At 74.2% G+C, this 16,091-nt stretch carries 16 protein-coding genes and 1 riboswitch; of the genes, 11 read left to right on the top strand and 5 right to left on the bottom strand.

The genetic code is table 11. From position 1 onward, the window contains the following. Positions 1–2: 2 nt before the first annotated feature. The 6 genes from V2S66_RS10335 to V2S66_RS10310 all read left to right on the top strand — a co-directional run bounded on the left by V2S66_RS10335 (position 3) and on the right by V2S66_RS10310 (position 6,359). Positions 3–1,337, top strand: coding sequence for an ABC transporter substrate-binding protein (locus tag V2S66_RS10335; protein WP_330794290.1), 1,335 nt, complete (start codon positions 3–5; stop codon positions 1,335–1,337). Continuing rightward, the gene (locus tag V2S66_RS10330; protein WP_330794289.1) at positions 1,337–2,233 is read left to right on the top strand and encodes a carbohydrate ABC transporter permease; all 897 of its coding nucleotides are present in this window, start codon (positions 1,337–1,339) and stop codon (positions 2,231–2,233) included. The genes V2S66_RS10335 and V2S66_RS10330 overlap by 1 nt, the downstream gene beginning before the upstream one ends. Continuing rightward, positions 2,230–3,141: a carbohydrate ABC transporter permease gene (locus V2S66_RS10325; RefSeq protein ID WP_330794288.1), complete on the top strand. Its 912-nt coding sequence runs from the start codon at positions 2,230–2,232 to the stop codon at positions 3,139–3,141. Before V2S66_RS10330 ends, V2S66_RS10325 begins: the two co-directional genes overlap by 4 nt. A gap of 205 nt (positions 3,142–3,346) precedes the next feature. Continuing rightward, positions 3,347–4,579, top strand: coding sequence for a glycoside hydrolase family 6 protein (locus V2S66_RS10320; RefSeq protein WP_330794287.1), 1,233 nt, complete (start codon positions 3,347–3,349; stop codon positions 4,577–4,579). A 129-nt stretch (positions 4,580–4,708) separates the two neighbouring features. Further along, positions 4,709–5,404 carry a hypothetical protein gene (locus V2S66_RS10315; protein ID WP_330794286.1) on the top strand — a complete coding sequence of 232 codons (696 nt, stop codon included), beginning with the start codon at positions 4,709–4,711 and terminating at the stop codon, positions 5,402–5,404. Then, complete coding sequence (locus tag V2S66_RS10310; protein WP_330794285.1) at positions 5,367–6,359, top strand: carbohydrate kinase family protein; 993 nt, start codon at positions 5,367–5,369, stop codon at positions 6,357–6,359. The genes V2S66_RS10315 and V2S66_RS10310 overlap by 38 nt, the downstream gene beginning before the upstream one ends. A 45-nt stretch (positions 6,360–6,404) precedes the next feature. Here the strand turns inward: V2S66_RS10310 and V2S66_RS10305 are convergent, their stop codons facing one another. From V2S66_RS10305 to V2S66_RS10290, 4 genes are all read right to left on the bottom strand, one after another. After that, positions 6,405–7,310: a DUF6227 family protein gene (locus V2S66_RS10305; RefSeq protein WP_330794284.1), complete on the bottom strand. Its 906-nt coding sequence runs from the start codon at positions 7,308–7,310 to the stop codon at positions 6,405–6,407. A 140-nt stretch (positions 7,311–7,450) separates the two neighbouring features. Further along, entirely contained in the window at positions 7,451–8,392 is a 942-nt protein-coding gene (locus tag V2S66_RS10300; protein WP_330794283.1) for a ThuA domain-containing protein, read from the bottom strand. Then, entirely contained in the window at positions 8,389–9,507 is a 1,119-nt protein-coding gene (locus V2S66_RS10295; RefSeq protein WP_330794282.1) for an AraC family transcriptional regulator ligand-binding domain-containing protein, read from the bottom strand. The genes V2S66_RS10300 and V2S66_RS10295 overlap by 4 nt, the downstream gene beginning before the upstream one ends. 260 nt (positions 9,508–9,767) lie before the next feature. Then, entirely contained in the window at positions 9,768–10,394 is a 627-nt protein-coding gene (locus V2S66_RS10290; RefSeq protein WP_330794281.1) for a TetR family transcriptional regulator, read from the bottom strand. Positions 10,395–10,497: 103 nt separating this feature from the next. Between V2S66_RS10290 and V2S66_RS10285 the strand changes: the two genes are divergently transcribed. After that, complete coding sequence (locus tag V2S66_RS10285; RefSeq protein ID WP_330794280.1) at positions 10,498–10,650, top strand: hypothetical protein; 153 nt, start codon at positions 10,498–10,500, stop codon at positions 10,648–10,650. Positions 10,651–10,691: 41 nt separating this feature from the next. Next, positions 10,692–11,042, top strand: a complete 351-nt coding sequence (locus V2S66_RS10280; RefSeq protein WP_330794279.1) for a DUF4190 domain-containing protein — start codon at positions 10,692–10,694, stop codon at positions 11,040–11,042. 91 nt (positions 11,043–11,133) lie between these two features. Here V2S66_RS10280 and V2S66_RS10275 read toward each other — a convergent pair whose 3' ends face one another. After that, positions 11,134–12,585 (bottom strand): glycine hydroxymethyltransferase, encoded by a 1,452-nt coding sequence (locus V2S66_RS10275; protein WP_330794278.1) that lies wholly within the window; start codon positions 12,583–12,585, stop codon positions 11,134–11,136. A 23-nt stretch (positions 12,586–12,608) separates the two neighbouring features. After that, a riboswitch (ZMP/ZTP riboswitch) is annotated at positions 12,609–12,699 on the bottom strand. Between the two features lie 172 nt (positions 12,700–12,871). On the opposite strand from V2S66_RS10275, the gene V2S66_RS10270 reads away from it, so the two are divergent. The 3 genes from V2S66_RS10270 to V2S66_RS10260 all read left to right on the top strand — a co-directional run bounded on the left by V2S66_RS10270 (position 12,872) and on the right by V2S66_RS10260 (position 16,018). Then, positions 12,872–13,891, top strand: a complete 1,020-nt coding sequence (locus V2S66_RS10270) for an enoyl-CoA hydratase/isomerase family protein (RefSeq protein WP_330794277.1) — start codon at positions 12,872–12,874, stop codon at positions 13,889–13,891. Positions 13,892–14,024: 133 nt separating this feature from the next. Then, positions 14,025–14,765 (top strand): class I SAM-dependent methyltransferase, encoded by a 741-nt coding sequence (locus V2S66_RS10265; protein WP_330794276.1) that lies wholly within the window; start codon positions 14,025–14,027, stop codon positions 14,763–14,765. Between the two features lie 227 nt (positions 14,766–14,992). Next, positions 14,993–16,018 (top strand): LacI family DNA-binding transcriptional regulator, encoded by a 1,026-nt coding sequence (locus V2S66_RS10260; RefSeq protein ID WP_330794275.1) that lies wholly within the window; start codon positions 14,993–14,995, stop codon positions 16,016–16,018. The last annotated feature ends 73 nt before the right edge of the window (positions 16,019–16,091 follow it).

Below are 16,091 nucleotides of genomic sequence, written 5' to 3'. Positions count from 1 at the left end.
CCATGAGCGTGACACCGAGAAGACGGCGGGCCGCGGCGGCCGCCGCCGTGCTGGCCGCGGGACTGCTGCTGACCACCGCGGCCTGCGGCGGCGGGGGCGGCGGCAAGAAGGCCGGCGACGACGCCGCGGGGACCTCCGGCGGCAAGGTGACGCTGACCTTCTGGGACTGGGACCCGAACATGGACAAGGTCGTGGCCAAGTGGAACGCGGGCCACCCCGACATCCAGGTCAGGCTCTCCAACCCCGCGGGCGGCGACCAGCTGGTGGCCAAGATGATCACCGCGCACGAGGCGGGGAAGGGACCCGACCTGGCCAAGGTCGAGTACCAGTCGCTGCCCGCGCTCGTCGCCAAGGGCGTGGTCCGCGACATCACCGGCTACACCGCGGACACCGTCGCCGCGTACGACCGGAACACCCTCAGGAGCACCGTCTTCCAGGGCAAGGTCTACGGCGTCCCCCAGGACGTCGCCCCGCTGATGCTCTTCTACCGCACCGACCTGTTCGCGCGGTACGGCCTGAAGGTCCCCACCACGTGGGACGCGTACGCGGCCACCGCCCGGCAGCTGCGCACCGTGGCGCCCAAGGCGTACCTGACCAACTTCGACGCGGCCGACCCCGGCTGGTTCACCGGCCTGGCCCAGCAGGCGGGCGCCGACTGGTGGGCCGCGGACGGCGACAGCTGGAAGGTCGACATCGACGGGCCGCAGACCCGCAAGGTAGCGGACTACTGGCAGCGACTCGTGACCGCGGGCGACATCGCCAAGAACCCCTCGTTCTCCCCGCAGTGGAACAAGCAGATGAACGACGGCACGCTGCTCACCTGGATCTCCGGCGCGTGGGCGCCGGCCCAGCTGGGCGGCATCGCCCCGGCCACCAAGGGCAAGTGGGCCGTCGCGCCGCTGCCCGCCTGGACCCCGGGAGACACCACCACCGGCATCTGGGGCGGTTCCGCGACCACCGTCACCGCCGACTCCGACCACCCGGCGCAGGCCGCGCGGTTCGCCTCCTGGCTGAACACCGACGACGCCGCGCTGACCGCGCAGGTCCGGCAGATCAACGTCTACCCGGCCGCGGAAGGCGGCCGCGCGCTGCCCGTGCTGCGGGCCGCCCCCGCCTTCTTCCCCAACCAGCCCGACTTCTACGCCGAGGTGGAGAAGGTCGCCCCGAGCGCCCGCAGCTTCCCGATGTGGGGGCCCAACGTCACCGTCACCTTCACCGGGTACACCGACGGCTTCAGCAGGGCCCTGCAGTCCGGCGGCTCCTTCGACGCCGCGCTGAGCGCCATCCAGAGCGCCAGCACGGCGGACATGAAGAAGCAGGGATTCACGGTCGGCTGATGGCGCCCACCCCCGTCCCCGCGCGCAGGACCAGCCGGTTCCCGTACCTCCTGGTCCTGCCCGCCGTGCTGCTCTTCGCCGCCTTCGTGGCGGCCCCCGGCCTGTACGCGCTGGTGCTGAGCCTCCAGCAGCGCAAGGTCAACGGCGGCCTGCTCGGCGGCGGTGCCCACACCGTCTTCGCGGGCCTGGCCAACTACCGTGACGTGCTGGGCGATTCGGCACTGTGGTCCGGCGTGCTGCGGATGCTCGCGCTCGGCGCCGTCACCGTGCCCGCGACCGTTCTGCTCGCGCTGCTCTTCGCCGTGCTGCTGGACTTCGAGCGGGCCCGGCTCCGGCGGATCGCCCGGCTGACGATCTTCCTGCCCTACGCCGTCCCCGGTGTCATCGCCTCGCTGATGTGGGGCTTCCTCTACCTGCCCGCCACCAGCCCGATCGGCGGCGACCGGGTCGACTTCTTCGGCCAGGTCGCGGTGTACTTCTCGGTCAGCAACGTGGTGGTGTGGGGCGCGGTCGGCTTCAACATGATCGTCATCCACACCGCGCTGCGCGCCCTGCCCGCCGAACTCTTCGAGTCCGCACGGCTGGACGGCGCCGGCGAGTGGCAGATCACGCTGCGCATCAAGGTGCCGCTCGTGATGCCGGCAGTGGTGATGTGCACCCTCTTCTCGGTGCTCGCCGCCCTGCAGGTCTTCAACGAGCCCAACACCCTCAAGCCGCTCTCCAACGCCGTCTCCTCCACCTGGGTGCCGCTGATGAAGATCTACGACGACGCCTTCGGCAACTCCGACATCCACGCCGCGGCGGCGACGTCCGTGGTGCTGACCGCAGCCGCCCTGGCGGTCTCCTTCGCCACCGCACGCCTCATCCAGTCACGGGTCCAGCAGGAGGCCCGGTGAGCACCGCGACCGGGGCGCAGGCGCCCGCGCGCGACCGCGCCGCGACGGACGCCGCCACCGCGCCGCCCGCCCGCCGCCCCCGCGTCGCACTGCTGCCCACCGCGGCGCTCGTGCTGGGCGCGCTCTACTGCGTCGTGCCGACGCTGTGGATCCTGATCGCCGCCACCAAGTCCCGTACCAGGCTGTTCTCCACCGACACCTACGTGCCCTCGCTCGACCTCGGCCTGGTGCACAACATCCGTGACCTGTCGGACTACCAGGGCGGCATCTTCTGGCGCTGGATGCTGAACAGCTTCTTCTACGCGGGCGTCGGCGGGGCGCTGGCGTCCTTCGTCTCCGCCGCCACCGGCTACGCGCTGGCCATGTACGCCTTCCGCGGCCGCACCGCGCTGTTCAACACCATCCTCGCCGGCGTGCTGCTGCCGCAGATCGTGCTCGCGGTCCCGCAGTACCTGCTGCTCTCCAAAATGGGCCTGACGGACAGTCTGATCGGCGTGCTGCTGCCGCAGTTGTTCAACCCGTACGGCATCTACCTGTGCCGGATCTACGCCCTGTCCGCGGTCCCTGAGTCGCTGCTGGAGGCCGGGCGGATCGACGGCGCCGGCGAGGGGCGGCTGTTCTTCTCGGTCGGACTGCGGCTGATGGGACCGGGCCTGGTGACCGTGTTCCTGCTGCAGTTCATCGCGATCTGGAACAACTTCCTGCTGCCCTACACGATGCTCACCAGCGACGACAAGTTCCCGCTCACCGTCGGGCTCTACAGCCTGCTGCGGCACGGCGCGGCCGAGGCGTCGCTGTACTCGCTCGTGATCACCGGCACCCTGCTCTCGGTGCTGCCGGTGATCGCGCTGTTCCTGTCGCTCCAGCGGTTCTGGCGGATCGATCTGGTGACAGGAGCCCTCAAGTAGGGGACCGCGGCTCGCGCCTGTGCCCGGCCCCGACCCTGTGCGGGCTTCACGACGCTTCACTTCTTGAAGCCCGCACGGGGGATTGACGGCGGTCCGCGGTGAGGAGTTAATTCCTTGTGCCGCGGGTGGGAGCGCTCCCACTCCGATGCCGGGTGCACCGCCCACCCGCGGCGCCCGTGTCCGCCGTCACCAGGAGCCGACCCTCATGACCGCACGCGCCAGCACCCGCCCCCGTATCCGCACCCGTACGCTGTCCGCCGCCGCCGCCGCGGCCGCGACGGCCCTGGCCGCCATGACCGCGGCCGTCCCCGCGCACGCCGCGGCCCCCGCGCACGACGGCCGCCCCGCGCACGGGGGCGCGGCGCCCACCGGGCTGTTCACCCCGCCCGCCAACGCCGACTCCAAGGCCCAGGTGCTGGACCTGCTGCGGCACGGCAAGCTCAAGGACGCGGCCGGCGTGCTCGCGATGACGCTCACCCCGCAGGCCGTCTGGTTCGACGGCGGCACCTCGCCCGCCGACACCCGCAAGGCAGTGGACGCCACCGTCGGCGCGGCGGCCCGCGCGCACCGCCTGCCGGTCCTCTCGCTCTACAACATCCCCGGCCGCGACTGCGCGCAGTACTCGGCGGGCGGCGCCGCCGACACCGCGCAGTACCAGGCGTGGATCGACGCGGTGCGCGACGGCATCGGCGGCCGGCCCGCGGACGTCGTGCTCGAACCCGACTCGCTGGCCCTGGTGCCCGCCGACTGCGGCATGGACGACGCGCAGGGCAGCAAGACCGCCGAGCGCTACGCCCAGATCCACTACGCCGTCGACGCCCTGGAGCCGCCGGCCGGCACGCACGTCTACCTCGACGCCGGCCACAGCTCCTGGCACAGCGTGAACGACATCGTGCCGCGGCTGATCAGCGGCGGGATCGACGACGCCACCGGCTTCTTCCTCAACATCTCCAACTACCGCTCCGACGCCGAACTCGCCTGGTACGGCGAGCTCGTCTCGTCCTGCCTGAGCTACGTCTCGGCGGGCGGCGACGCCGCCGCGTGCCCCAACCAGTACTGGCCGACCGCCGACGCCCAGAGCTGGCTCGACGCCAACGTGCACGCCGCGCCCTCCGCCATGAAGCACTTCGTCACCGACACCAGCCGCAACGGCCAGGGGCCGTGGACCCCGCCGGCCGGCGTCTACTCCGACCCGCAGGACTGGTGCAACCCGCCCGGCCGCGGCACCGGCGCGCGGCCCACCCTGAACACCGGCGACCCCCTCGAGGACGCCCGGCTGTGGGTGAAGATCCCCGGCGAGTCCGACGGCCAGTGCACCCGCGGCACGGCCGGCCCCGAGGACCCCGAGCGCGGCTACCAGGACCCGGCAGCGGGCGCGTGGTTCCCCCAGCAGGCCCTGGAACTGGTGCACAACGCCGATCCCGCGCTGCTGCCGTAGCGCCTCCGACGGCGGCCGGCAGCCGGACCGGTCGGGTCGCTGTGACTGTTTCGGCGCGATGCGCGCTGTGAGATTGTAGGGCCGCGCGTCCGAGGGCGACGCGCGGTCCTTTCCGGCACAGTGGAGATCATGCTGCCCCACGTCCCGTCTCCGCACGACCCGCACCTGCGCACCATGCGCCGTATGTTCCTCGCGGTCGTGACCGGGAGCTTCCTGTTCCTCATCCCCTGGATCGGCTACCTGTCGACGAGCCTGCCCACCCATCGCGAGGTGGACCAGTGGCGGTTGGCGTGGGTCGGCTTCGACGTCATGCTGATCGTCGCGCTCGGGGTCACCGCGCTGTGCGCCTGGCGGCGGTTGCAGATCTTCATCCCCTGGGCCATCGCGACGGCGGCGCTGCTGGGCTGCGACGCCTGGTTCGACATCGTCCTGGACTGGAACACCGGCGACCTGACAGGCTCCATCCTCACCGCCGTCTTCGCCGAACTCCCGCTCGCCGCGCTGCTGCTGTTCGTGGCGCGGCGGATGATCCGGCTCACCCTGATCGTCGCCTGGTACCACGCGGGCCGCAGCGGACCGGTGCCGCCGCTGTCCCGGCTGTCCCTGCTGGTGCTCACCGCCCAGGAGAAGAGCGCACGGCCGCAGGACGCGCCGGAATGGCAGGAGCCGGAGAAGCTGGAGCAACAGCAGGAGCAATTGCAGGAGCAGCAGGAGCCGCCACGGCAGGGGCCGGAGCGGGAAGGCGAGGACGGCGCCGGCCCGTCCGGCACGGAAACGGAGCAGCACGATGACCAGCGCCGCCACCCCCCGCACCGACGAGGCTGACCAGCCGCAGGGGGACCCGGAACCGCCCGAGTACGACGTGCTGGTGGTGGGCGGCGCGGGCGTCGACACCATCGTCAGGGTCGACGAACTCGCCCTCCCGGTCGGCGACTCCGTCGGGGTGCCGCCGATCCTCGACTACCCGGCGCACACCGGCAACGGGGTCGCCCTCGGCTTCCACGCGCTGGGCCTGGCGACGAAGTTCGTCGATTTCCTCGGCGACGACGTGCAGGGCCGGCTGATCCTGGAGCGGTACGCCGCCGCCGGGCTCGACTTCAGCCACCTGCCCGCGCCGAACGGCACCCCGCGCAGCGTGAACCTCGTCGACCGGGAGGGCCGCCGCTTCTCCTTCCACGACGCCCGGCACCCCCAGGACCTGCGGCTGCCAAGGGACTTCTACCTCCCGCATCTGCGCCGCGCGCGCCACGTGCACGTCTCGCGCTCCGGGCCCGCCCGCGAGGTGTTCGCCGACGCGGCGCGGTGGGGCGTCACCACCTCCACCGATCTGCACGCCTGGGACGGCGAGACCCCCTCGGCGCACCCGTGGGCCCACGGCGCCGACCTGGTCTTCCTCAGTGCGGCGGCCGTCGGTGCTCGCATTCCCGAGGTGATGCGGCGGATCCTCGAGCACGGCCGCGCCCACCTGGTCGTCGCCACCGACGGAGCGGCGGGCTGCCATGTGCTGGAGCGCGGACAGCACGAGCCGCTGCGCTTCCCCGCCGTGACGCCGGAGCGCCCGGTGGTGGACAGCAACGGCGCGGGCGACGCGTTCGTGACGGCGTTCCTGCACACCAGGTTCGGCGGCGGCGACCTGGCGGCGTGCGTGCTCGCCGGAGCGGTCTCCGGCGCCTTCGCCTGCGGCGCGCCCGGCACCCACGAGGAGGTCATCGGAGCGCCGGAGCTGGCAGCGGCCATCGCCCGCGCCCGGCACGCCGGCGACCCCGCGGCGGTCGGCTGACCGGCGGACCGGGTGACCGGCCTGACCGGCCCCCACAGGCCGCCGTCAGCCCGCCTCGATCCTGCGGACCGCCGCGTCCAGCGCGGCGTCCTGCGAACCGTGGACCTCGCACTCCGGGTCGCCGCTCGGGGTGCGGGTGTGGTCGAGCTCCCACAGGCTCAACTCGCCGCCGTCCAGCAGCAGGAAGGCGTGCTCGTACAGCGACCAGGAGACCGGGCGCCCCGCGACGACCGTGCTGCGCCGTGCCACGATGCTGATCCCGTGCGCGATCGCGGTGCGCAGCCGGTCGCGCACGTCGTCACCGGTCGCCTCGGCGTTCGTCGCGCGGCGCAGCAACCGCCGGGCGTGCTCGGGCGAGTCGCCCTCGGTGTACGTGCGGCGCAGCGCCTGCCGCGGACCGGCGGGCGGCAGCTCGCCGAACGGCGGTTCCGGGGAGGGCGGTTCGGCGAACGGAGGCTCGGCGAAAGGGGGTGCGGCGAACGGGCCGGCCTCGGCGGCCCAGGTGTCGGTGAGCCGGCCGAAGTCGTACGTCCCGGCGGCCTGCCAGGGCGGCTGCGCGCCGGGCGGCAGCTCCGGCGGCCCGCCGGAGCCGCCGAACGCCGCGTCCACCTGCCACTCGGCCACCGCCAGGTCCTCGCGGTCGGCGAACACGGCACACGTGGTGGTCCCGTCCGGACCCGTGTCGTGCTCCAGCTCCCACAATACGCGTACGCCGCCGTCCGGCAGAAGGAAGCTGTGCCGGTACGTACGCCGGTTCATCGGACGCGGATCGCCCTTGGCGTGGCGGCACGACTGCAGGGCGCGGTGGTGCATCAGCGGGGCCTTCGCGTCCGGCGCCGACAGGGCCGCCTGCCGGCCGTTCTCCGCGCGCGCCAGCAGCGCGGCCAGTTGCTGTGCAGGTCCGCCGCCGGCCCGTACGGCGTCCTCTGCCCGTGCAGGCTCTGCGTCCATACGGCCTCCCGGCTCCGACGTCGCCACTCCTGCTGGTGGCTCAGGGTAGTAGCGCCGTCGCCGATCGCGCCCGTGAACGACGAGAAATACGGGCGTGCGGCCGGTGTCCACGCGCCCCCCGTGCGGCGTCCGGCGGCGCGTCAGCCCTCGGCGCGTGCGCACCAGGAGAGCGCGCCCAGCAGATGCCGGCGGAAGCAGGGGTCGCTGTAGGCGGAGGCGAGGTGGCCGAGCGCGGTGTAGAGGACACGCCCCTCGCCCGGCTCGCGGCACCACACCAGCGGATGCGGCGCGCCCATCCCGCCGCCCTGGTAGGTGTCCTCGTCGACGGTGGCCAGCACGCGCACGTCGCGGCCGGCCGGCCCCTCGCGGAAGTCGTACCACTCGTCGGTCCACACCCACTCCTCCGGCAGGTGCGCGGTCGCCGGGTGGGCGCGGTCCACCGCGGTGACCGCCGCCCGCTGGATCTCCGGGTGGCCGTCGAAGCGCGCGCCGAGCAACTCGCCGTAGTACGGCCAGCCGTACTCCGCGCAGGCCGCCGCGTGCACGCCGAGGAGACCGCCGCCGCCGGTCACGTAGCCGCGCAGGCTCGCGCGGGCCCCGTCGTCGAGGACGTCGCCGGTGGGGGAGAGGAAGACGACCGCGGCGCAGCCGTCGAGCCGGCCGGGCCGCAGGTCCCGGGGGTCCTCGCTGTGCAGCACCGACAGGCCGCGGGACGCGGCGAGTTCGCGCAGGGCCGCGACCCCGGCGGGAATGGAGTCGTGCCGGTAGCCGGCGGTGGCGGTGAAGACCAGGACGGTCTGCGGTGCCTCCACCGCGGCGGTTCCGGACCCCGGGCGGGGCGCGGTGAGCGCTGTGGCGGCCGGTGCCGCCCGCGCGCCGGCGAAGGCGGCGCCGCAGCGCGCGCAGACCGGGGAGCGCGGGTTCTCGCGGAACGCCCCGCACGCGTCGCAGACGTGGTCGAGCCAGCACACCGGATCGCCGTCCTCGGCGTGCCCGTCGTGCGCGGCGGACTCCGCGGGGCCCGCGGGCGCGGCGGGCTCCTTCGGCTCGCCCGGCCGTCCGGCGCGGCCGTGGCCCGTCACGACGCGTCCACCGCGTGCTCGGCGCCGGCGGGGTGCTCGGCGGCCTCGGCCCGCGGCTCGGCGCGTCCCGCCGGCCGGACCTCGCGGGCGTCCCAGCGGTTCATCGCCCGCCGCAGCGAGCGCGATTCGGCGAAGCCCAGCCGGGCGGCGCGCTGCGCGCTGCCCGCGCCGACGTGCCGCAGCCCCGCCGACTGCTCGCGGCGCACCGCGTCCAGCTCCTCCCGCCAGGTCGTGCCGAACTCGCCGAGCCGGCGCTGCAGCGTCCGCGGGCTGACCGCGAGCCTGCGCGCCGCGTCGGCCAGCGAGGGCCGCCCGTCGGCGAGTTGGGCCCTGATCGCGGAATGCAGGCCGGGCACCGCGGAGTCCGGCGTGTGGCGCGGCGGCGGCACCGCGGCGGCGGCGCGCAGGATGATCCCGGCGAGCGCCGGGTCCGCGGTGGGCAACGGCCGTTCGAGGGCGCCGCGGTGCAGCGTCAGCGCGTCGTGCTCGGCGCCGAACTCGATCTCCGCGGAGCCGAACGCCTCCGCGTACCCCTGGTGCCCGTCGCCCCTGCGGGGCGCCCGGTGGGCGAAGCTGACGCGGACCGGCGAGAACACCGTGCCGGTGGCGTGCCGGAGCTGGGAGGTGACCACGGCGAGCGCGAACTCGGCCACCACCCCGCGCAGTTCGGCGTCGCCGTGGCGCACCCCGTAGGCGACCTCGAACTCGTCGCCCGACTCCCGTGCGGTCAGCACGGAGTTGCTGCTGACGAGGTGGATGTGGGCGGCGGCCCGGGTCAGTCCGTCGCCGACGGTGGGCGCGGTGCGCAGCAGGTAGTCGAAGAGGTCGAGCAGTCCGGGGCGGTAGTGCGTCGCGGCCAGCAGCCCGGCGTCCGCCCTGCCGGTGCGCGCGAGCACCGCGCCCCACAGCCGGTAGGTGTTGGCGGACGGCGTCCGTGCCGTCTCCGGGTCGCGCAGCGCTCCTGGCAGCCCGGCCGCCCGCACCAGCCGCTCCGCTTCGGTCCGGCCCGAGGTGCTGGCCGTGGCGATGAAGCGGGGGATCACCACGCTCTCGGTGAGCGCAGGGACCGCCTGGGGCTGCGGGGAGAGAGGTGGGGACGGTTCTGCGGACGGCATGCCGGGCACCTCCGGCGGGTCGGTGGACAGGGGCAGTTCGCATACCCCCTGCGGGCGGTGTTCTCGCAGCTTACGCGCGAAGTGGCGCGTTCTGTCCGGTGGCTGGCACGTTCTGTCCTCCCTGATACCGGAGTGTCCGGTACATGATCAGGTCAGCGGCGTTCGCGCGCCGCGGCGCCCGCACGGGGGATTCGTGGCGGGGCAGCGGGGGAGAGCCGGTGCGGGGCCGCAAGGCTGCCCGTACCGGCTCCGCCTTGCGTTCAGCCGGGCCAGTGCGCCCTTCCGATGCTGATGATGCGCATGCGCATCCGCGCCGACCGGACGATGGCCTCGTGGGCGGTCGGGTCGTCCGCGGGCGCGTCGAGGAAGGCCGCGGCCGTCATCACCATGTGGTCCACGTAGAGCTGGGCGAGTACCAGCAGTTCGTCCGGCCGCCAGCCGGCCGACGCGGGCTGCGCGGCCAGGCCCGCGGCCACCTCGTCGGCGAAGCGGTCGAGTTCGGCGGCGATGGCGGCGCGGACCGCCTGCACGCCGCCGTAGCGCTCGCGGGCGATGAAGCGCAGGTGCGGCCGCTGCTCCACCGCGTACGACGCGATGATCGCCACCGTCCGGTCGATGATGTCCTCGGAGTCGGTGCTCTCCGCCATCACCGCCCGCACCACCGCGTGCAGGCTGCCGAGCGACTCGCCGACCAGCGCCACGCCGAGGTCCGCCATGCCGGGGAAGTGCCGGTAGAAGGCCGCGGGGGAGACGCCGACCTCGCGGGTCAGCTCGCGCAGGCCCAGGCTGCTGAGGTTCTGGCGCTCCAGCAGCCGCAACCCGGCGTCCAGCAGGGCCTGTCGGGTCTGCTGCTTCTGCGCCTGGCGCACCCCGGACGTGTGACTCATGTCATTCAGTAAACAACCGTTCGCCGACTTTGGCCAGCGTAGGGTGGAGAAGTCAGTGAACAACTGTCATCCGAAACGTCAACTCTCCGGAGATGCAGCAGACATGAGCCTCGTCGTCCTCCTCCTGGGCATGGGCGTCCTGATGGGCGCCGCCGCCCACACCTCGCTCACCGTCTTCACCGTCGCGGCCGCGGCCATCGCCGCCTGGCTGCTGGGATTCGCCGTCCGCGAGCGGGTCGGCCGCCGCCGCGGCTGACCTCCCCCGTCCCGTCCACCACCCTTCCGGGAAGGAACACCGTGAACACCGCAGCGCATCCGGTCGCAGCCGGCCTGTCGGCCGCGCGCGACACCCGTACCGAGGCCGCTCCCGCCGCGGCCGCCGCCGCGCGTGCCGTCCCCGCCGCGGAGCGCGGCCGCCGTGACGCCGACGGCATGGCCGTCGCGGCCTTCCTGCTCGGGCTCCCCGGCCTGCTCGTCATGAACATCGTGCTCGGCCCCGCCGCGATCGCGCTGGCCCTCACCGCCTGCGCGCGCGGGACCCGGCGCCGCGGCCGCGCCCTGCTCGGGCTGCTGCTGGGCGTGGCCGACCTGGTGGTCCTGGTCGCCCTCGCGGTGACCGACCACGGCGTCATCTGGTCCTTCAGCTGACACGCGGCGCCCCAGGAGGCGGCGCCCACCACCGGTGGGCGCCGCCTCCTCTCCGTCCGCCGTCCGCCCCCTCAGGGCAGGGCAGTTCAGGTCAGGTCAGGTCCACGCCCGGGTACAGCGGGAAGCCGGAGAGCAGCTCCGCCGCCTGCGCGGCCACCCGCGCGGCGACCGCCTCGTCGAGGACGTGGTGCGCCTTGGAGAAGCCGCCCTTCGCGGCGGGCGCGGCGCTCGTGGCGCCGAGCACCGTGTCGATCAGCCCGGCGATCTCGTCCATCTCCGCCGTCCCGAGCCCGCGGGTGGTGAGCGCCGGGGTGCCGATCCTGATGCCGGAGGTGTACCAGGCGCCGTTCGGGTCCTGCGGCACCGAGTTGCGGTTGGTGACGATGCCCGCGTCGAGCAGGGCGGTCTCGGCCTGGCGGCCGGTCAGCCCGTAGGAGGAGACGTCGATCAGCACGAGGTGGTTGTCGGTGCCGCCGGTGACGAGCTTCGCCCCGCGCTTGAGCAGGCCCTCGGCCAGCGCCCGGGAGTTGTCGACGATCGCCTGCGCGTACGTGGCGAACTCCGGGCGGCCGGCCTCCGCCAGCGCCACCGCCTTGGCCGCCATCACGTGCGGCAGCGGGCCCCCCAGCACCATCGGGCAGCCGCGGTCGACGTGCTCGGCGAGCGAGTCGTCGCACAGCACCATGCCGCCGCGCGGACCGCGCAGCGACTTGTGCGTGGTGGTGGTGACGATGTTGGCGTGCGGCACCGGGTCGAAGTCGCCGGTCAGCACCTTGCCCGCGACCAGCCCGGCGAAGTGCGCCATGTCCACCATCAGGGTGGCGCCGACCTCGTCGGCGATCTCGCGCATGATGCGGAAGTTGACCAGCCGCGGATAGGCGGAGTAGCCCGCGACGATGATCAGCGGCCGGAACTCGCGGGCGCTCTCGCGCAGCGCGTCGTAGTCGACCAGCCCGGTCTGCGGGTCGGTGCCGTAGCTGCGCTGGTCGAACATCTTGCCGGAGATGTTCGGCCGGAAGCCGTGGGTGAGATGGCCGCCGGCGTCCAGCGCCATGCCGAGCATGCGCTGGTTGCCGAAGTCGGCCCGCAGCTGCGCCCAGTCCTGCTCGGACAGGTCGTTGACCTGCCGTACGCCGGCCTTGGCCAGGGCCGGGCTCTCCACCCGCTGGGAGAGCACCGACCAGAAGGCGACCAGGTTGGCGTCGATGCCGGAGTGCGGCTGCACGTACGCGTGCGCGGCGCCGAAGACGCTCTTCGCGTGCTCGGCGGCCAGCGCCTCGACGGTGTCCACGTTGCGGCAGCCGGCGTAGAAGCGGCGGCCGACAATGCCCTCGGCGTACTTGTCGCTGAACCAGTTGCCCATCGTCAGCAGCACGGCGGGGGAGGCGTAGTTCTCGCTGGCGATCAGTTTGAGCATCTCGCGCTGGTCGGCGATCTCGCTCGCGATGGCGTCCGCGACCCGCGGCTCGACCCCTCGGATGACGTCGAGCGCACTGCGGAAGGCGATCGACTCGGTGCTGTACGCGGTGTCCTGCGCGGCCATGGCGGTCCTCCGGATGGTGGGAAGGGGACGGCCCAGGCGCACGGCACTGTGGTGCTGAACGAGCCGCTCCCCGATGGTTGACCCCATCCCAGCGCGCCAGTCACGGCTCGCCGGGAGCCTACCAACGCGCTCTCGGCCCCGGCGACCTCGACCGCTCCGCGAGACGCGGTCCCACCCGGACGGCCCGCCCGCGCGCGGGCGGCCTGCGGGCCCTGTGCGGGCCATGTGCGGGGGCGGCCGCGGCCCGGGACACGGGGACGCGGCGCCGGGGTGTTTGGATGGAAGCATGGACACGACCGTTCCGACCGCGCCGACCGATCCGAGCGCCCCGCCCGTCCTCACCCGCGTCGACGCGGGCACCGGGGTGATCGAGCTGAACCGGCCCCGCGCGCTCAACGCGCTCGACCTCACCATGGTGCGGCTGATCACCGAGGCGCTGCTGCGCTGGCGGGACGACGACGCGGTGGGCTCGGTGGTGGTGCGCAGCACCTCGCCGAAGGCGTTCTGCGCCGGCGGCGACATCCGGGCGGTGCGCGACGCGGGGGTGCGCGGCGACGAGGAGGCCGTCAGGCGCTACTTCTCCGCCGAGTACGCGCTCGATCTGCTGATCGCGCGCTACCCCAAGCCCTACACCGCGCTCGTCGACGGCTACGCGATGGGCGGCGGCCTCGGCGTGTCGGTGCACGGCTCGGCGATGGCGGTGACCGAGCGGGCGCTGCTGGCGATGCCCGAGAGCGCGATCGGCTTCTTCCCCGACATCGGCGCCAGCTACTTCCTGCCCCGGCTGCCGGGCGCGGTCGGCCGGTGGCTCGCCCTCACCGGCGCCCGGATCTCCGGCGCCGCGGCGCTGGAAGCCGGCCTGGCCACCCACTACGTGCCCGCCGCCGAACTGCCCGCGCTGGAGGCCCTGCTGCTGGAGGGCGCGCCGCCGGCCGCGGCGCTTGACCGGTTCGCCACCACGCCGCCGCCCTCGGAGCTCGCCGGGCGCCGCGCGGCCGTCGACCGCTGCTTCGGCGCCCCCGACCTGGCCGGCGTGCGCGAGCGGCTCGCCGCCCAGGAGGCGGACCGGGAGTGGGCCGAGGAGACGCTGGCGGTACTGGGCGGCGCCTCGCCGATGAGCCTGCGGATCACCTGGGACCTGCTGCTCGCGGGCGCCGGGTCGAGCCTGGAGGACTGCCTGGCCCGCGAACTCGACCTGGCCGTGCGCACCGCCCGCGAACCGGACTTCCACGAGGGTGTACGCGCCCTGCTCATCGACAAGGACCGCAAGCCGGCCTGGTCGGCGGCCAGGTCGGCCACTATGTGAGATGCGGGTGTCATCATGCGGACGGGCAGCGTAGCGTGATCGCCGGGTCTGCGGCCGCGGCACGCCGGCTGCACGCGCAGCCGACCGTGCTCCGGCCGCTCCCCGACGACGACGTCACGACGATTGGAGCGCCATGCCCCGCGAGTGGGACGCCACGACCTACGACTCCCTGCCGCTGCCGCATCTCGGCTGGGGCCGGCGCACCCTCGGCAGGCTGCCGCTGCGCGGCGACGAACGGGTGCTGGACGCGGGCTGCGGCACCGGCCGCGACACCGAAGGACTGCTGGAGCTGCTGCCGCACGGCCGGGTGGTCGCGGTGGACGGCTCCGAGCGGATGCTGGAGCAACTGCGCAGGCGGCTGGACGGACGGCTGGACCGGGTCGAGGTGGTGCACGCCGACCTGACGCGTCCGCTGCCCTTCGAGGGCGAGGTCGACGCGGTGTTCAGCGTCGCGGCCTTCCACTGGGTCGAGGACCACGCGGCGCTCTTCTCCGCGCTCGCCGCCCGGCTGCGCCCCGGCGGCCGCCTGGTGAGCGACTGCGGCGGGCGCGGCAACATCGCCTCCGTCAACGCCGCCGTCGCGGACGTCAGCGGCGCTTCCGCCGGCGGCTGGGAGTTCGCGGGCGTCCAGGACACCGAAGCGCGCCTGGAGGCCGCCGGGTTCACCGACATCGAGGTGCGCCTGCGGCCGGACCCGGCGCGGTTCGCGCCGGGCGGGCAGCTGGAGGCGTTCCTCGCCACCGTCATCCTCGGCGCACAGCTGGACGCGATGGCGCCGCACGACCGCGAACCGTTCGTCGAGGCGGTCGCCGCGCGCCTGGCCGAGCCGGTGGTGGACTACGTGCGCCTGGAGATCTCCGCGGTGCGTGCCTGAGGCCGGGGCGTCCCGCAAGGGCGTCCGGCCGGAGAGGGAGAGCGGCCCGCACCGCTGGGGCGGATGGGTCGCGGGGCGACGCGTAGGGCGTGAGCTGAATCGGTTGAGTCCCGCGCCGCGATCGGCTCCGCCGGGGGCGGTGCCGCCTCCGGTTCAGCGTTGTTAAGGTGTGCGGGCCCGTACTCCCGACCGCCCGCCCGCGCGGGCCCCGCACCGTCCGAGGCCGCATGAGCCCGCTGAAGCGCCCCACCATCGCCGACATCGCCGCTGCCGCGGGCGTCTCCAAGGGCGCGGTCTCCTACGCGCTCAACGGCAAGCCGGGCGTCTCCGAGCAGACCCGCGCGCGCATCCTGGAGATCGCGGCGCGGATGGGGTGGCACCCCAGCAGCGCCGCCCGTGCGCTGTCCGACGGCCGGTCGGGAGCGATCGGCCTGGTGGTGGACCGGCCGGCCTGGGTGCTGGGCATCGAGCCGTTCTTCATGCAGCTGATCTCGGGCGTCGAGTCGGGCCTGGCGGCGACCGGCACCGCGCTGCTGCTCCAGGTCACCGAGGACGCCGACGCCGAGGAGGCCGCGTACCGGCGCTGGTGGGGGGAGCGGCGGGTGGACGGCGTGCTCCTCGTCGACCTGCGCGAGGACGATCCGCGGCTGGCGCTGCTGGCCGAACTCGGCCTGCCCGCCGTGGTGGTGGGGCACGCGGGCGTTCCCGAGGCGCCCTCGGTGTGGATGAACGACGGCGCGGCGGTCCGCGAGGTGCTCGCCTACCTGGCCGCGATGGGCCACCGCAGGATCGCCCGGGTGGCCGGGCCCGCGCACTTCGTGCACACCCGCGAGCGCGGCGAGGACTTCGCCAGGTCCGCGCACGAACTCGGCCTGTCCGGTGTCGACTGCGTCCACACCGACTACTCCGGCGAGGAGGGCGCCCGCGCGACCCGCCGCCTGCTCTCCGGCGCCGCCCGCCCCACCGCGGTGATCTACGACAACGACGTGATGGCGGTCGCCGCGCTCAGCGTCACCCAGGAGATGGGCATTTCGGTTCCCGGCGAGCTGTCGCTCGTCGCCTGGGACGACAGCGAGCTGTGCCGGCTGGTGCATCCCTCGCTCACCGCGGTGAGCCGCAGCGTCCCGGAGTACGGCCGCCGCGCCGCCGCCGCGCTGCTCGCCCTGGTCGGGGGCGAGGCCGTGCCGGACATCCAGCTCGAACCCCCGGTCCTCGTCCCCCGCGGCAGCACCGCCCCCGCCCCCCGCCCTTGACGCTGCCGCTACCTCGCCCCGCCGCCTCGCACGCTCCGGGCCCGCCGCCGGCGGCGACACCGCCCCCGCCCCT

It is taken from the genome of Actinacidiphila polyblastidii (assembly GCF_036353415.1).
In the GTDB taxonomy this organism is placed as follows: Bacteria; Actinomycetota; Actinomycetes; order Streptomycetales; family Streptomycetaceae; genus Actinacidiphila; species Actinacidiphila polyblastidii.
This window is presented reverse-complemented; position numbering and strand designations above follow the sequence as displayed.

Bases quoted from the DNA above. Each gene is read 5' to 3' on its own strand.
- V2S66_RS10265 (WP_330794276.1), top strand. From the start codon at position 14,025: ATGCCCCGCGAGTGGGACGCCACGACCTACGACTCCCTGCCGCTGCCG.
- V2S66_RS10330 (WP_330794289.1), top strand. From the start codon at position 1,337: ATGGCGCCCACCCCCGTCCCCGCGCGCAGGACCAGCCGGTTCCCGTAC.
- V2S66_RS10290 (WP_330794281.1), bottom strand. From the start codon at position 10,394: ATGAGTCACACGTCCGGGGTGCGCCAGGCGCAGAAGCAGCAGACCCGA.
- V2S66_RS10275 (WP_330794278.1), bottom strand. From the start codon at position 12,585: ATGGCCGCGCAGGACACCGCGTACAGCACCGAGTCGATCGCCTTCCGC.
- V2S66_RS10305 (WP_330794284.1), bottom strand. From the start codon at position 7,310: ATGGACGCAGAGCCTGCACGGGCAGAGGACGCCGTACGGGCCGGCGGC.
- V2S66_RS10260 (WP_330794275.1), top strand. From the start codon at position 14,993: ATGAGCCCGCTGAAGCGCCCCACCATCGCCGACATCGCCGCTGCCGCG.
- V2S66_RS10285 (WP_330794280.1), top strand. From the start codon at position 10,498: ATGAGCCTCGTCGTCCTCCTCCTGGGCATGGGCGTCCTGATGGGCGCC.
- V2S66_RS10315 (WP_330794286.1), top strand. From the start codon at position 4,709: ATGCTGCCCCACGTCCCGTCTCCGCACGACCCGCACCTGCGCACCATG.
- V2S66_RS10310 (WP_330794285.1), top strand. From the start codon at position 5,367: ATGACCAGCGCCGCCACCCCCCGCACCGACGAGGCTGACCAGCCGCAG.
- V2S66_RS10320 (WP_330794287.1), top strand. From the start codon at position 3,347: ATGACCGCACGCGCCAGCACCCGCCCCCGTATCCGCACCCGTACGCTG.
- V2S66_RS10295 (WP_330794282.1), bottom strand. From the start codon at position 9,507: ATGCCGTCCGCAGAACCGTCCCCACCTCTCTCCCCGCAGCCCCAGGCG.
- V2S66_RS10270 (WP_330794277.1), top strand. From the start codon at position 12,872: ATGGACACGACCGTTCCGACCGCGCCGACCGATCCGAGCGCCCCGCCC.
- V2S66_RS10335 (WP_330794290.1), top strand. From the start codon at position 3: ATGAGCGTGACACCGAGAAGACGGCGGGCCGCGGCGGCCGCCGCCGTG.